General features: G+C 66.7%; 11 protein-coding genes. All 11 read left to right on the top strand.

The features are described 5' to 3' along the window. Nucleotides 1–311: 311 nt before the first annotated feature. The 11 genes from dnaA to AZG88_RS46340 all read left to right on the top strand — a co-directional run bounded on the left by dnaA (nucleotide 312) and on the right by AZG88_RS46340 (nucleotide 15,533). A complete protein-coding gene (gene dnaA / locus AZG88_RS46390; protein WP_005263480.1) occupies nucleotides 312–1,898 on the top strand; it encodes a chromosomal replication initiator protein DnaA in 1,587 nt (528 codons plus the stop codon). A 648-nt stretch (nucleotides 1,899–2,546) separates the two neighbouring features. After that, nucleotides 2,547–3,731 (top strand): DNA polymerase III subunit beta, encoded by a 1,185-nt coding sequence (dnaN, locus tag AZG88_RS46385; RefSeq protein WP_005249107.1) that lies wholly within the window; start codon nucleotides 2,547–2,549, stop codon nucleotides 3,729–3,731. Between the two features lie 62 nt (nucleotides 3,732–3,793). After that, complete coding sequence (gnd, locus tag AZG88_RS46380) at nucleotides 3,794–4,705, top strand: phosphogluconate dehydrogenase (NAD(+)-dependent, decarboxylating) (protein ID WP_005249106.1); 912 nt, start codon at nucleotides 3,794–3,796, stop codon at nucleotides 4,703–4,705. After that, on the top strand, nucleotides 4,706–5,935 hold the full coding sequence (gene recF, locus AZG88_RS46375; RefSeq protein ID WP_061044797.1) for a DNA replication/repair protein RecF: 1,230 nt from the start codon (nucleotides 4,706–4,708) through the stop codon (nucleotides 5,933–5,935). Continuing rightward, the gene (locus tag AZG88_RS46370; RefSeq protein WP_005249104.1) at nucleotides 5,925–6,488 is read left to right on the top strand and encodes a DUF721 family protein; all 564 of its coding nucleotides are present in this window, start codon (nucleotides 5,925–5,927) and stop codon (nucleotides 6,486–6,488) included. The genes recF and AZG88_RS46370 overlap by 11 nt, the downstream gene beginning before the upstream one ends. 124 nt (nucleotides 6,489–6,612) lie before the next feature. Next, nucleotides 6,613–7,521: a metal-dependent hydrolase gene (locus AZG88_RS46365; RefSeq protein WP_005249103.1), complete on the top strand. Its 909-nt coding sequence runs from the start codon at nucleotides 6,613–6,615 to the stop codon at nucleotides 7,519–7,521. After that, complete coding sequence (locus AZG88_RS46360) at nucleotides 7,518–8,636, top strand: PDR/VanB family oxidoreductase (protein WP_061044798.1); 1,119 nt, start codon at nucleotides 7,518–7,520, stop codon at nucleotides 8,634–8,636. Before AZG88_RS46365 ends, AZG88_RS46360 begins: the two co-directional genes overlap by 4 nt. Before the next feature lie 46 nt (nucleotides 8,637–8,682). Continuing rightward, nucleotides 8,683–9,621 carry an alpha/beta fold hydrolase gene (locus tag AZG88_RS46355; RefSeq protein ID WP_061044799.1) on the top strand — a complete coding sequence of 313 codons (939 nt, stop codon included), beginning with the start codon at nucleotides 8,683–8,685 and terminating at the stop codon, nucleotides 9,619–9,621. Between the two features lie 197 nt (nucleotides 9,622–9,818). After that, nucleotides 9,819–11,861 (top strand): DNA topoisomerase (ATP-hydrolyzing) subunit B, encoded by a 2,043-nt coding sequence (gene gyrB / locus AZG88_RS46350; RefSeq protein ID WP_005263473.1) that lies wholly within the window; start codon nucleotides 9,819–9,821, stop codon nucleotides 11,859–11,861. Between the two features lie 424 nt (nucleotides 11,862–12,285). Next, nucleotides 12,286–15,120, top strand: a complete 2,835-nt coding sequence (locus tag AZG88_RS46345) for a sensor histidine kinase (RefSeq protein WP_061044800.1) — start codon at nucleotides 12,286–12,288, stop codon at nucleotides 15,118–15,120. Beyond that, on the top strand, nucleotides 15,117–15,533 hold the full coding sequence (locus AZG88_RS46340; protein WP_005249096.1) for a roadblock/LC7 domain-containing protein: 417 nt from the start codon (nucleotides 15,117–15,119) through the stop codon (nucleotides 15,531–15,533). The genes AZG88_RS46345 and AZG88_RS46340 overlap by 4 nt, the downstream gene beginning before the upstream one ends. Nucleotides 15,534–15,538: the final 5 nt, after the last annotated feature.

The raw sequence follows: 15,538 nt of genomic DNA, 5'->3' as shown, positions 1-15,538 counted from the left end.
ACGAGGGTTGTTGACACCCTTCACTTCCCGGGTCCTCGAACCCGCTCATCCAGGTTTCGCATGCATAAGCGCAGGTCAGCGCGCTCAATCTGGACTCCTTGCCACGTAACGGCGTCTCGACAGGGGGCGTCTGCGGTTTGTCCACATCTGTGGATAATTGTGTGGAAACACAGTTCAGATGGCATATTCGTAGGTCCGTACGGGGTCCATCCTCAGGTCGGGGAAGCTCCCAATTCCACCTCGACGACGGCACCGACACTCGACTCGGCACCGCTGGCGCCGAGTCCGTGAACACACTGGGGAGGAACCACGTGAACGACGATCCGAATGCGCTCGCACGGATCTGGATCGACGTCGTCGCAGACCTCACATCCGATTCGCCCGGCGGCGATCTGCCGCCGTTGACGAGGGGACAGAAGGCGTGGTTGGCGCTCGTCAAACCGCTGACGCTCGCACAGGGCTTCGCGCTCCTGTCCGTTCCGTCGCCCTTCGCGCAGGAGGCGATCGAGCGGGATCTCCGTGAGCCGATCCTCCACGCCCTCGGCCGGCATCTCGGGGAGCAGGTCGAAGGCCTCGGTGTGCGTATCGCGGCCCCGGTCGACGACGAACCCGAATCCGAGCCCCCGAGCCGGGACCACCGGCCGGAGCCGGAACCTATCCACACTCCTCGCCACCTCGAGCCTTCCGTCACCAGTTCCGGTTCGTTCCGCAGGCGCCGGTTCGGCTCCGGTGAGGATCAGCCCTACTCGGACACGACGGACTTCGAGGAAGTCGACGACGACCGCGAGGCCCTCGCCAGCGTCCACGAATCCTGGCCGTCGTACTTCACGAAGCCGCCCTCGGGCCCGGCACCGTCGGCGACCGGGGGTAACAGCCTCAACGCGAAGTACACGTTCGACACGTTCGTGATCGGCTCGTCCAACCGGTTCGCCCACGCCGCGGCGGTGGCCATCGCCGAGGCGCCGGCGCGCGCGTACAACCCGTTGTTCGTGTGGGGAGCGTCCGGCCTCGGCAAGACGCACCTCCTGCACGCCGCCGGCCACTACGCCCAGCGGCTGTTTCCGGGGATGCGGGTGAAGTACGTCTCCACGGAGGAGTTCACCAACGACTTCATCAACAGCCTCCGCGACGACCGCAAGGTGGCGTTCAAGCGCCGCTACCGCGAGACCGACGTGCTGTTGGTGGACGACATCCAGTTCATCGAGGGTAAGGAAGGTATCCAGGAGGAGTTCTTCCACACCTTCAACACCCTGCACAACGCGAACAAGCAGATCGTCGTCTCGTCCGACCGGCCGCCGAAGCAGTTGGCGACACTCGAGGAACGACTGCGCACCAGGTTCGAATGGGGCCTGATCACCGACGTTCAGCCGCCCGAACTCGAGACCCGCATCGCGATCCTCAGCAAGAAGGCCCGAATGGACCGGCTCGAGGTGCCCGACGACGTCCTCGAGTTGATCGCCTCCCGGATCGAACGCAACATCCGGGAACTCGAGGGTGCCCTCATCCGTGTGACGGCGTTCGCGTCCCTGAACAGGCAACCCCTGGACCTCACGCTCGCCGAGGTGGTGCTGCGTGACCTGATGCCGGACTCGTCGAGTCTCGAGATCAATGCGGCGACGATCATGGCGGTCACCGCGGAGTACTTCAACATGTCCATCGACGACCTCTGCGGCCCCGGCAAGGCACGTCCGCTGGCGTCCGCCCGGCAGATCTCCATGTACCTGTGCCGCGAGCTCACCGATCTGTCCCTGCCGAAGATCGGGCAGACGTTCGGCCGCGACCACACCACCGTCATGTACGCGGACAAGAAGATTCGCAAGGAGATGACGGAGCGTCGGAAGGTCTACGACCAGGTCCAGGAGCTGACCGCCCGGATCAAACAGCGTTCCAAGAGGTAGTCGCCGACACCTGCCTCTCCTGTGCCCCTGGTAGCTCGCCTACCGGGGGCACAGGTCGTTTCGGGGGAAACACTCTCCCGCGGGTAACTCGAGGGCCCCTCGAGCCGGTCCTCGAGGGTTCGCTCGAGCGGGTCCTCGAGGTACCGCTCGAGGGCCTACTCGAGGCTCGCGCGAACCCTCGCCGACACGACACGCCGGTGCAACACGCCGACGCCGGGACCTGGGATAAAGCATGCACACCTGTGGATAAGTGTGGGGATGAGGTGGAATCTCTGTGGACAGAACGTGCAGAACTTTGAACAACCTCGAGTAGTCCACATGGGTGCCGGATCGGTCCTCGAGTTTGTCCTCGAGAATTCCCCATACGACGACGCGGACGGACCAGCGTCTACACGCCTTCGTCCACAGATTCCACAGGACCTAATAGTACTTCTCATTAATTCTTATAAAAACCTCTTTGAAAACAGGGTTGGGGACAGCGTCGGTTCACAGGCCTCTGGCGGAGACTCGAGGACGCGACCGTTCCGCTTTCAAGTTCGTCCTCGAGGGCATACGGTTATGCATCGCCGCTCTGTGAAAGACTGCAGTGCTGTGGTCACGGGCCGACCGTGGCGAACAACCGTGCCTACCGAGAGGAACAACCCGGCGATGGAGCTTGGAAGCCTGAAGTTTCGTGTCTCCCGGGAAGAATTCGCTGATTCAGTGGCATGGGTCGCTCGCAGTCTGCCGTCGCGGCCTCCTGTCCCCGTTCTCGGCGGTGTTCTCCTGGACGCGACCGAGCAAGGGTTGACGGTTTCCGGATTCGACTACGAGGTATCGGCCCAGGTCAGGGTCGCAGCCGAGGTCGGTAGCGCCGGTCAGGTCCTCGTCTCCGGCAAGCTTCTCGCCGACATCACGAAGTCGCTCCCCAACAAGCCGGTCGATGTGACCCTCGAAGGCACCCGCGTGCTGATCACGTGCGGAAGCGCCAAGTTCTCCCTGCCCACCATGCCGGTCGAGGACTATCCCCAGCTTCCGCAGCTGCCGCAGCAGACCGGCTCGATTCCCGCCGACGTCTTCTCCGAAGCGATCAGTCAGGTGGCTGTCGCGGCGGGCAAGGACGACACCCTGCCGATGCTCACCGGCATCCGGGTCGAGATCGAACGCAACGCGATCGTGCTCGCCGCCACCGACCGGTTCCGTCTCGCGGTCCGTGAACTCGAGTGGTCGCCGGCGAACCCCGACACCACCGCGGCCGTCCTCATCCCCGCCAAGACGCTCTCCGAGTCGGCGAAAACGCTTGCAGGAGATGCCACTTCGCCGGTGGAGCTCGCGCTCGGTTCGGGCTCCGCGGTCGGCAACGACGGCCTCCTCGGCATCGTCAACGACGGCCGCCGCACCACCACCCGGCTGCTGGACGCCGAGTTCCCGAAGTTCCGGCAGCTGCTGCCGTCCGAGCACACCGCGCTGGCCACCGTCGAGATCGCTCCGCTCGTCGAGGCCATCAAGCGTGTGGCCCTCGTCGCCGAGCGCGGTGCGCAGGTCCGCCTGCAGTTCTCCACCGAGGGGCTTCTCCTCTCCGCCGGTGGCGACGACGCAGGTCGCGCCGAGGAAGGCTTGAACGCGGTGTTCCAGGGTGAGCCGCTCACCATCGCCTTCAATCCCGGCTACCTGATCGACGGACTGTCTTCGCTGCACAGCGAGCAGGTGCTGTTCGGTTTCACGACCCCCAGCCGCCCCGCGGTGCTGCGTCCGGCCACCGAGGACGAGATCGAACCCGACGATTCCGGCAACTTCGCGGCGCCGGAGAGCGCGTACACGTACCTGCTGATGCCGGTGCGTCTCCCGGGCTGACGGATTCGCGGAAGCGAAACCAGCACTGCCGAACGAAATCTCACGAGTGGACGGAGATCACGATGCAGATCGGGTTGGTCGGGCTCGGAAAGATGGGATTCAACATGCGCGAGCGGTTGCGCGCGCACGGGCACGAGGTGGTCGGCTACGACCCCCGCCCCGAGGTCACGGATGTGGCGTCGCTGGCGGAACTCGCGCAACGACTCGAGTCTCCGCGAGTCGTGTGGGTGATGGTTCCGGCGGGAAGGATCACCCAGGACACGGTGACCGAACTGTCGTCGGTGCTCGAGACCGGCGACCTGGTGATCGACGGCGGCAACTCGAGATACACCGACGACAAAATCCACGGCGAGCTGCTGGGTTCCCGCGGCATCGGCTACCTCGACTGCGGTGTGTCCGGTGGGGTCTGGGGACTCGAGAACGGCTACGGGCTGATGGTCGGAGGATCGGACGCGGATGTCGAGCGGGCGCTGCCGGTCTTCGACGCCCTCCGTCCCGAGGGTGAGCGTGCGGACGGTTTCGTCCACGCCGGCCCGATCGGCGCCGGCCACTACGCGAAGATGATCCACAACGGCATCGAATACGGGCTGATGCAGGCGTACGCCGAGGGCTACGAACTGCTCGAGGCGGAAGACCTCGTCACCGACGTCCACGGTGTGCTGCGCGCGTGGACCAAGGGCACGGTCGTTCGTTCGTGGCTGCTGGATCTGCTCGTCAAGGCGTTGGGTGAGGATCCCGATTTCGCCGAGATCTCCGGTTACACAGACGATTCCGGTGAGGGCCGCTGGACGGTGCTCGAGGCGATCGATCATGCCGTGCCCGCACCGGTGATCTCGGCCGCGTTGTTCGCGCGCTTCGCGTCCCGTCAGGATGATTCCCCCGCGATGAAGGCCGTCTCGGCGCTGCGCAACCAGTTCGGTGGTCACGCCGTGAAGAAGGCGGCAGGCGAGGCAGAAGCCGGTTCTGGAACGTAGGTGTTCGTTCGCGCACTCTCGCTCAGAGACTTCCGTTCCTGGGACGCCCTCGGTCTCACCCTGCGTCCGGGCTGCACCGTCTTCGTCGGACCCAACGGTCACGGCAAGACGAACGTGCTCGAGGCGCTCGGCTACCTGTCGACCCTCTCGTCTCATCGGGTCAGCTCGGACGCCCCGCTGATCAGGACGGGCACCGGTCAGGCATTCGCCGGGGCCACCGTCGTCAACGCCGGCCGGGAACTGACCGTCGATCTCGAGTTGAACGAGGGCAAGTCCAACCGGGCACGGATCAACCAGTCGCCCACCCGGCGGCCGCGGGAGATTCTCGGGATTCTGCAGACGGTGCTGTTCGCGCCGGAGGATCTGTCGCTGGTCCGCGGCGATCCGGGTGATCGGCGGCGCTACCTCGACGAGCTCCTCACGTCCCGTATCCCGCGGATGGCGGCGGTGCGCGCCGATTACGACCGGGTGCTGCGGCAGCGGTCGGCGCTGCTCAAGACCGCAGGCGGCGCATTGCGACGGGTGTCGCGCGGCGGCCAGCCGAGCGAGGACGGCGCGAGTGCCCTTGCCACGCTGGAGGTCTGGGACGGACATCTCGCCGCACACGGCGCGCAGCTGCTCGCCGGACGGCTTCACCTCGTCCACGATCTCGCTCCGCATCTGGCCGAGTCATACCAATCGCTGGCGCCGGAGTCGAGGCCCGCGAGCATCCGCTACCGCTCGAGTCTGGGCTCGTCGCTGCCGCCGGAGTTCACCGAACCGGCTCGAGTGCCCGATGCGGGCGATATCGCGTTTCTCGAGGAGCGGTTCCTTCAGGAGCTGTCCGTGATGCGCTCCAAGGAGATCGAGCGGGGTGTGTGTCTCGTCGGCCCGCATCGTGACGATCTCGAACTGCAACTCGGCGACACCCCGGCGAAGGGATTCGCGAGTCACGGTGAGTCGTGGTCGTTCGCGCTGTCGTTGCGGCTGGCGGGATTCGCCCTGCTGCGTTCGGAGGGCAGCGATCCCGTCCTCATGCTCGACGACGTGTTCGCCGAACTCGATCGACGTCGACGGCGCGCACTCGCCAAGGTCGCGTTGGATGCGGAACAGGTGCTCATCACGGCGGCCGTGCCGGAAGATGTTCCGGAGGAGCTCGACGCCGTCCGATTCGGCGTGGAGGCCCGCGACACCGATCGAGGACGAATATCGCACATTGTGGAAGAGACGGAGGACCGCCGTGACGGATGATCTCGAACCGACCGCACCGGCTGCGGCCCCCGAACCGGAGGTGAAGGGAATCGACCTCGCCCGGCGGGCCCTCGAGGAGGCGCGTGCCGCGGCGAAGGCGAGCGGAAAATCCGTCGGGCAGGGCCGCCGGTCCGGAACCGGTGTCCGGGCCCTGCGCGCCCGGCGTCGACGCGGATGGTCGGGTCCCGGGCCGGATGACCGCGACCCGCAGCCGTTCGGTGCGCTGACCAACGCGATCGCGAAACAACGCGGCTGGTCGCCCAAGGTGTCCGAGGGGACGGTTCTCGGTCGGTGGGTGCAGGTGGTCGGTGAGGACATCGCCGCGCACGCCGAACCGACGGGGCTGCGGGACGGGATTCTCAGCGTCTCCGCGGAGTCGACGGCCTGGGCGACGCAGCTTCGGATGATGCAGTCACAGATTCTCGCGAAGATCGCCGCGGCCGTCGGCGACGGCGTCGTGAAGTCGTTGCGGATCACCGGTCCGACGGCCCCGAGCTGGCGAAAAGGGGAACGGCACATCCGGGGGCGCGGCCCTCGGGACACCTACGGATAGGCCGGAGCGGACGTTCGGTCCTAGTTTTGTCTATTACCCGGTGTTACAGTTACTCCAAGTTTTCGAGTGAACTGCGCCACAAGCCTTCGTCGTGGCGCAGCCGCCGGCACGAAGGAGTAGTGAGATGTCCGCCCCGACTGCACCCCGGAACGCGATCCCCGAACCGGACCACATCCTGTTGCAGGCCAGGAACGTGGAGTTCGACTGGTCGAACCTCCCCATGCACTGGATCCCGGGGGACCCGTTCAGCACGCACGTCCTCAACGTCCTGCACCTACTCCTGCCCGCGGGTGAGGAGTGGTTCGTCGAGACGTTCAAAGAGGCACTGCCGCTGATCGAGGACGAGCAGCTCCGCGACGACGTCGTCGGGTTCATCGGCCAGGAGGCGATGCACGCCAACGCTCACACCGGCGTGCTGGCGCACCTGAAGGAGAAGGGTCTCGACCCGTCGCCCTTCACCGAGCAGATGGAATGGACCTTCTCCAAGATCCTCGGACCGCGACCGCTGACCGGTCTGCGGGAGAAGAACTACCTGATCGAGCGGCTGGCGGTCATCGCCGCCATCGAGCACATCACCGCGTTCCTCGGCGACTGGGTCCTCAACGCCGAGGGACTGGACCGCGCCGGCATGCATCCGACGATGCTCGACCTGCTGCGCTGGCACGGCGCCGAGGAGGTGGAGCACCGCTCCGTGGCCTACGACGTCATGCGGTACTTCGACAAGCGCGAGTCCCGGCGGATCCGCACCCAGGTGATCGTCACCCCGGTCATCGTGTGGCTGTGGGTGCGCGGCACCCGCTTCCTCATGCGGAACGATCCGGAGCTCGCCCAGTGGTCGGCGCACCGGCGCAAGCCGCACCTGACCGATTTCTTCGCAGCAGGCAAGCGCGGCACCCTCCCGACGGCCCGGGAACTCGGCAAGCGGATGTCTACGTACTTCAGGCGTTCGTATCACCCGAGCAACGAGGGTTCGACGGCGCAGGCTGTGAAGTACCTGGCGTCCTCGCCCGCGGCTCAGGCGGCCGAGCGATGAAGCTGTCGCAGGTGCGGCACGTGCTCACCGGGCAGGGCCTGCCCCGCTACGACGCTCCCCCGGACATCAAGGGGCGACCGCGCCCCGACCGCGCGATGCGGATCACCGAGGCTGTGGCCGCCAAGTACCTCCGTGTTCTCACCGCGTACGAATACAACCCGGGCGTCGCTGGTCACAATCCGGACGTGGCGATGAAAATGGTTGTTTCCCAACGTGATGTCGTCGCGCGAGACGAGAACGTCGTCCAATTACGGTTCGAAGCCGAGGGCGGCGCAGAACTCCCTGCGTGGCAGCCGGGTTCGCATCTCGACTTCCACCTGCCGTCCGGACTGCGACGCCAGTACTCGCTGTGCGGGGACCCGGCCGATCGCACGGGCTACAGTATCGCCGTTCGCCGGATCCCCGACGGCGGTGGCGGATCCCTCGAGATGCACGCGCTCGAACCGGGCGCCCAGGTGACGGTTCGCGGCCCCCGCAACGGGTTTCCCTTCGTCGGCGAAGGGAGTGCGCTCTTCGTCGCCGGCGGCATCGGCATCACGCCGATCCTCGCGATGGTCCGGGCGGCGCGCGAACTCGGAATGGATTGGCAGTTCGTGTACTCCGGCCGGTCACGGGAGTCGATGCCGTTCCTCGACGAGATCGAAACGTTCGATCGGTCACGGGTTTTCATCCGTCCCGACGACGAATTCGGACTGCCGACCGCCGAGGAATTGCTGGAGCGTGCAGCGCCGGGCGGCGCCGTCTACTGTTGCGGGCCGACGCCGATGCTGGAGTCGGTACGCCGTGCATTCCCCGGAAGCCCGGCCACCGCATTGCATTTCGAGCGGTTCGGGGCGCCGCCGGTACAGGGCGGCACCGAATTCGAAGTGCAGCTCGTCAGCACGGGCGAGGTGCTCACCGTGCCCGCCGACGAATCCGCACTGACGGTGATCAAGAAGACGATGCCCGGAGTGGGGTATTCGTGCCAGCAGGGATTCTGTGGCACCTGCAGGGTGAAGGTACTCTCCGGCACCCCGGATCACCGCGAGACGCGGCTCACCGACGCCGAGCAGGAGAACGAGATGCTGATCTGCGTGTCCCGCGCAGACAGTGGCCGTCTCGTCCTCGATCTGTAGTTCCCACCGTCAAACCCGAACCCGCACGACGATCAGAGGACCCACCATGACTCCATCCCCATCCGGTACCGCCCGGCGGATCACCAACGGTTCCGTCGAACTCGCCGTGTTCGAGGAGGGCAACCCCGACGGCGAGACGATCGTGCTGGTGCACGGCTGGCCCGACACCCACGACCTGTGGAGCCGGGTGGTGCCGTTTCTGACGGAGCGGTTCCGGGTGGTCAGTTACGACAGCCGCGGCGCAGGCCGGAGCACCGTGCCCACCCGGGTCGAGGACTACCGGCTGCCCACCCTCGCCGGCGACCTGTTCGCGGTGATCGAGGCCGTGAGCCCGGGACGGCCGGTGCACGTGCTGGCCCACGACTGGGGATCGGTGGAGGCATGGGAGGCCGTCTGTGAACCGGGGGCCCGCGCGCGGATCGCGTCGTTCACCTCGGTCTCCGGGCCCAACCTCGATCACCTCGGCAAGTGGATGCGCCGTCGCATCTCGGATCGCAGCTTCGGCGGGCCGCTCGCGCAGGCCGTCGCGTCCGGCTACACCGTGCTGTTCCAGATTCCGGGCCTGGCGACGCTGCCGCTGCGACTCTGGTTCTCCCGGCACTGGCCGGCGTTCCTGAAGTTCTTCGACCGCCTCGATCCCGCGCTGGTGCGTCCGGCGCCGACGCTGGCGGACGACATGGTCAACGGTCTCAAGCTGTACCGCGCCAACATCCGGACGAGTCTGCTGAGGCCGCGCGAGCGGTACACCGACGTCCCCGTCCAGCTGATCCTCAACAAGAACGACAAGGCGGTGCGGCCCGTCGGCTACGAGGACACCGAGAAATGGGCACCCGACCTGCGCCGTCGAGAGGTCGACGCCGGGCACTGGTCGCCCATCTCCCACGCCGAGGACATCGCGCAACTCGCCGCGGAGTTCGTGCTGGCCGTCGAGGACCGGCAGTGGACGGATCTCTCGGACGGCCCGTCCGAGAGCTCTTCGGCCTAGGTTTTCACTCCCGAGACGCCCTGAAAATTCGTCTACGGGGCGCTCAGGGGTGTCATAGCACGCTCCTGGCGCTGACGTACCAGTAAGATGGCCGAGGTAACTAGCGGCAAGATTCCCGATTCTCGTCTCCCGCGTGCCCGACCAGGGCGGTGGGCGCCTGCGTCGGGCATTGGACGGAGAAGGAGAGCTACCCACCCGTGGCTGCCCAGAAGTCAGACAAAAGCACCTCCAGCAAGGACTACGGCGCTTCTTCCATCACCGTCCTCGAGGGACTCGAAGCCGTTCGTAAGCGACCGGGTATGTACATCGGTTCCACCGGTGAACGTGGTCTCCACCATTTGATCTGGGAAGTCGTCGACAACTCCGTCGACGAGGCCATGGCCGGCCACGCCAGCAAGGTCGAGATCACCCTCCTCGAAGACGGTGGCGTCCAGGTCGTCGACGACGGTCGAGGCATCCCCGTCGGGATGCACGCCTCCGGTGTCCCCACCGTCGAGGTCGTCCTCACCCAGCTCCACGCCGGCGGCAAGTTCGACTCCGACTCCTACGCCGTGTCCGGCGGTCTGCACGGTGTCGGTATCTCCGTCGTCAACGCGCTGTCCACCAGGCTCGACGTCGACATCAAGCGCGACGGCTTCCAATGGAACCAGACCTACACCGACTCGAAGCCGGGTGAACTCGTCAAGGGCGAGGCCACCAAGGAAACGGGCACCACGGTCACGTTCTGGGCCGACCCGAACATCTTCGAGACCACGGTCTACAGCTTCGAGACGGTCGCGCGCCGCCTCCAGGAGATGGCCTTCCTCAACAAGGGCCTCACGATCACCCTCACCGACGAGCGCGTCAGCGACGCCGAGGTCACCGAAGAGGTCGTCAGCCAGGTCGCGGACGCGCCGAAGACCGCCGAGGACGAGTCCGCCGAGGCGGGTGCGCCTGCCGTGCACAAGGTGAAGACCCGCGTCTACCACTACCCGGGCGGCCTCGAGGACTACGTGCGGCACATCAACCGCACGAAGCAGCCGATCCACAACTCCGTCGTCGGTTTCACCGCGAAGGGCACCGGCCACGAACTCGAGATCGCGATGCAGTGGAACTCCGGTTACTCGGAGTCGGTCCACACGTTCGCGAACACCATCAACACCCACGAGGGCGGCACCCACGAAGAGGGCTTCCGTTCCGCTCTGACGGCGACGGTCAACAAGTACGCGCTCGACAAGAAGCTCCTCAAGGAGAAGGACCCGAAGCTCACCGGTGACGACATCCGTGAGGGCCTCGCGGCGATCATTTCCGTGAAGGTCGGTGAACCGCAGTTCGAGGGTCAGACGAAGACGAAGCTCGGTAACACCGAGGTCCGGTCGTTCGTCCAGAAGGCGAGCAACGAGCACCTGTCGCACTGGTTCGAGGCGAATCCGGCCGACGCGAAGACCATCGTGAACAAGGCGGTGTCGTCGGCGCAGGCCCGCGTCGCCGCCCGCAAGGCCCGCGAACTGGTGCGCCGCAAGAGCGCGACCGATCTCGGCGGCCTGCCGGGCAAGCTCGCCGACTGCCGGTCCAACGATCCGAGCAAGTCCGAGATCTACATCGTGGAGGGTGACTCCGCAGGCGGCTCGGCCAAGTCCGGCCGCGACTCGATGTATCAGGCGATCCTGCCGCTGCGCGGAAAGATCATCAACGTCGAGAAGGCACGTATCGACCGTGTGCTGAAGAACACGGAAGTCCAGTCGATCATCACCGCGTTCGGCACGGGCATCCACGACGAATTCGACATCGCGAAGCTGCGGTACCACAAGATCGTGCTGATGGCCGACGCCGACGTCGACGGCCAGCACATCGCAACGCTGCTGCTCACGCTGCTGTTCCGCTTCATGCGCCCGCTCGTCGAGCACGGCCACGTCTACCTGGCACAGCCCCCGCTGTACAAACTGAAGTGGCAGCGCAGCGACCCGGAGTTCGCGTACTCCGACCGCGAGCGCGACGTCCTGGTCAAGGCCGGCCTCGAGTCCGGCAAGAAGATCAACAAGGACGACGGCATCCAGCGTTACAAAGGTCTCGGCGAGATGAACGCCAAGGAACTGTGGGAGACCACGATGGATCCGACGGTGCGCGTCCTGCGTCTGGTGACGCTCGACGACGCGGCCGCAGCCGACGAGCTGTTCAGCGTTCTCATGGGTGAGGACGTCGAGGCCCGGCGTAGCTTCATCACCCGTAACGCCAAGGACGTCCGCTTCCTCGACGTCTAGGTATCCGGCACAAGAGATTACGGATATCGTGCAGCCACCGGCGGTCGGAAGACCCCGGTGGCTGCACCCGTCTGGGCCGGTTGCGGGACCGGGTGACGCGGAAATCCGTCCTCGACTGTGAACCGCGATTCTGTGTAGCCTGGTCCGCTGATCCCCCCGCGACGGCAACGTCTGGGATCGGTGGTGCGCATGTTACTTGGAAGTAAGGATCGGGGAATTTCTGTGGTAAGAACGTTCCCCATGGGGATGTGATGAACTCGTTACATTCGGAAATCGGTGCGTCGGGCAGCGCTGCGCACAGCGCAACTGATCGATCACTTTCCTCTGTCGACGCGTGTCGTCCGGGCCGGTACGACTGTCCTGCCGCAGGCGCGGTCACGAGCACAGAGCGACAAGCTATGAGTGGTTGGAAAGGAAGCGTGGGATGAGCGACGATTCGCCGCCCCGGGCAAAGTTCTGGGATATCGAGGGTTGGGGCCTGCGGTGGAAGGTCACCGCGGTTCTCGCAGTTCCCGTCACCGTCGCCATGGTGCTCGGCGGACTCCGTGTGCAGGGCGAGCTGAGTAACGCCGTCCACTTCACCGAGGCGGCCGACCAGATCGTCGTCGTCCCGGACATCGTGGCCCTCGAGGCCTCGATGGGTACCGTGACCAGTGGTTACGCCTCGGGCACCCTCACCAAGCAGGACCGCGAGGACGCGGAAGCCCTGATGAACGACGTGTCCGAGCAGGCCCGGAACCCCGAGCTGGATCCCGCCGTCGCGAGTTCCATCAACCAGACCGTCTCGGACGGCCGCGCGCTCCTGAATCTCATGGATTCCCCGGGCGTCGCCACCGACCTGCTCGCGGAACGCCAGCGCGCGTTCGCCGCGGACTTCATCCGCGAAGTGGACGACATCGTGCGTCCCATCGAAGACAGCGAAGTCGTCGACAAGGGCTACCAGCTGACCAACGCGTGGCAGGCGCAGCGTCGTCTGTTCGAACAGGCCATGGGTCTCGTGATCGTGAAGGACGTCTACGCCGGTCCCGACGGACGGGAGAAGGCCCGCACGGGCGACATTCCCACGTCGGCCGTCGTCGCGGCCGCCGGCGCCGAATCGAGCCTCCTCGACGTCCTCGACCGGTACTACCCCAAGGGGGATGCCCGTCTCGAGACGCTGCGAAACAACATCAACGACCGCAACGCCCTCATCGACCAGGGCCTGGCGGACGCGGCGCGCGGCGGGATGCTGCCCATCCTGCAGCTGCGCTCCTCGCTCATCGCGAGCCGTGACGTCTACCAGGAGCTGACCAGCGAGGCGGCGAAGGACATCGCGTCCACCGTGCAGGTCCGCGCGGCCGAGACCCGGTCCGCCGCGCTGCGTGACACGGCGATCGTCCTCGGCACCCTGCTCGCCGCCCTCGTCCTCGCGCTCCTCGTGTCGCGGTCGCTCATCGGTCCGATCCGCCGCCTGCGGTACGGCGCGCTGAAGGCCGCCCGCCGCGACCTTCCTGAGGCGATCGAGCAGATCAAGGCCAGCGACGATCCACGGGCACTGTCGTTCGAGCCGGTGGCCGTGCACTCCTCCGAGGAGATCGGCCAGCTCGCCCGCGCCGTCGACGACATCCACGGGCAGGCACTCAAGCTCGCCGGTGAGCAGGCGCAACTGCGCCTGCAGATCAACGACATGTTCGAAACCCTCGCGCGCCGAAGCAAGTCGCTCGTCGACCAGCAGCTCGGCCTGATCGAGAATCTCGAGTTCGAGGAGAAGGATCCGAAGCGACTCGAGAGTCTGTTCCGGCTCGACCACCTGGCCGCACGTATGCGCCGGAACGGTGAGAACCTGCTGATTCTGGCCGGCACCCGCGTGCGTCGTTCGCAGGCTGCGCCGATCCCGCTCGGCGACGTGCTGCGTGCCGCGATCTCCGAGGTCGAGGACTACCAGCGTGTGCAGATGGGTGCGACCCCCGAAGGCGCGCTCAGCGGCACCGTCGTCACGGACGTCGTGCACCTGCTCGCCGAACTCGTCGACAACTCGCTGCGCGCCTCGCCGCCCGACACGGTGGTGACGTTCAGCTTCGCCCGCGCCGTGGACGGCGGGGTGCTGCTCGAGATCGCGGACCGCGGTATCGGTATCCCGGCCGACGACATGCGCGCCGTCAACGAGCGTCTGGCGTCGGGTGGTGAGGTCGGTCCCGAGACCGCCCGTCACATGGGTCTGTTCGTCGTGAGCCGGCTCGCGAAGCGTCACGGCCTGACCGTGCGCCTACGGTCGACGTTCGACACCGCCCGCAACCCGGGTGTGACCGTGAGCATCCACATCCCGAATGCGCTGATCGTGTCGCAGGCCGCCCGGCAGGACACCGGACCGCAGCGGAGGATTCCCGCGGCGCCGGTCCGGACCGCCATTCCGGCACCCCCGGCCCCGGCACAGGGCAAGGACAACGGACAGCAGCCGGCAACCCGCAACGGACTGCCGACCCGCACCCCGTCCACGCCCCCGTCCGCGCCGACCCCGGCACCCGCGAGCGCGGTGACGACGGCGTCGGGCACGAGCCTGCCCCGACGTCAGCCCGGTGCCAGTGGCATCGCGGCCGGCGCGGGATCGTCGGCCGGTGCCCCGACCGCGCAGTCCCAGGACACCGTCAACGTCCGCGGAACCGGGGCGATGCCGAAGCTGCCCGTGCGGCGGCCGCAGGCGGCGACCCCGGAGACGGCACCGGCGGAATCGCAGCCGCAGCACGCACCGCACGCACCACGTAGCGAGAACCGCATCGAGGCGCGGACCGCGGAACAGCCGGCGCCCCCGTCGTCGAACGGCGACGATCAGGCACCGGTCCGGCACCGCTACCGCACCAACTCGGCGAAGACCGCGTCGTTCTTCCAGTCGCGGATCGATCCGCCATCGGCCGAGGCCACACCCCGGCCCGGCGGCGGCACCCCGATCTTCTCCGACATGGTGTCCGACTGGCTGACCGATCCGACCGGCGCCGAAGGCGCACCCGGCGTCTGGCATTCCGCCGGCGACGCCGGATGGTCCGCCGCCGAACGGATCAGCGAGACTCCCGTCGAGGTCGACCCGGAGATCGGACTGCCGAAGCGGCGTCCCGGCGACCGGCTGGTTCCCGGCACGGTCGAAGGCGCGCACAATACGGGGACACTGCGCCGGGTGCGTGACCCTGAGACAATTCGCGCCAATCTCAGTCGTCACCAGCAGGGCGTCCGAAACGGCAGGGCCACGAGGCTCGCGGAACGTAACAGCATTGAAGGAGACCGATGAACACCGCTCATGGATCCGACGTCACGCGACCGCTCGACTGGTTGGTGTCGAACTTCGCCAGTGACGTGCCCGGTGTCTCGCACGCCGTGCTCGTGTCCGCGGACGGTCTCCTGATGGCAGCCAGCGCCCATCTCCCGATCGACCGGGCCGAGCAGCTGGCCGCGGTCACCTCGGGGCTGGCCAGCCTGTCCGCCGGTGTGTCCCGGTTGTTCGAAGGCGGCGGAGTGCTGCAGTCGGTGGTCGAGATGCAGCACGGGTACCTGCTGCTCATGAGCGTCGGCGACGGCTCGCACCTCGCGACCCTCACGGACGCCGAGTGCGACATCGGACAGGTCGGCTACGAGATGGCGATCCTGGTCGACCGCGTCGGCGCATCGGTGCAGGCCACGGCCCGCACCCCGCAGGGTCTCTGACCAGC

Source organism: Rhodococcus sp. LB1, from assembly GCF_001583455.1.
Taxonomy (GTDB): domain Bacteria; phylum Actinomycetota; class Actinomycetes; order Mycobacteriales; family Mycobacteriaceae; genus Rhodococcus_F; species Rhodococcus_F opacus.
The sequence above is the reverse complement of the archived record's forward strand: the minus strand, read 5'-3'. Positions and strand labels throughout refer to the sequence as shown.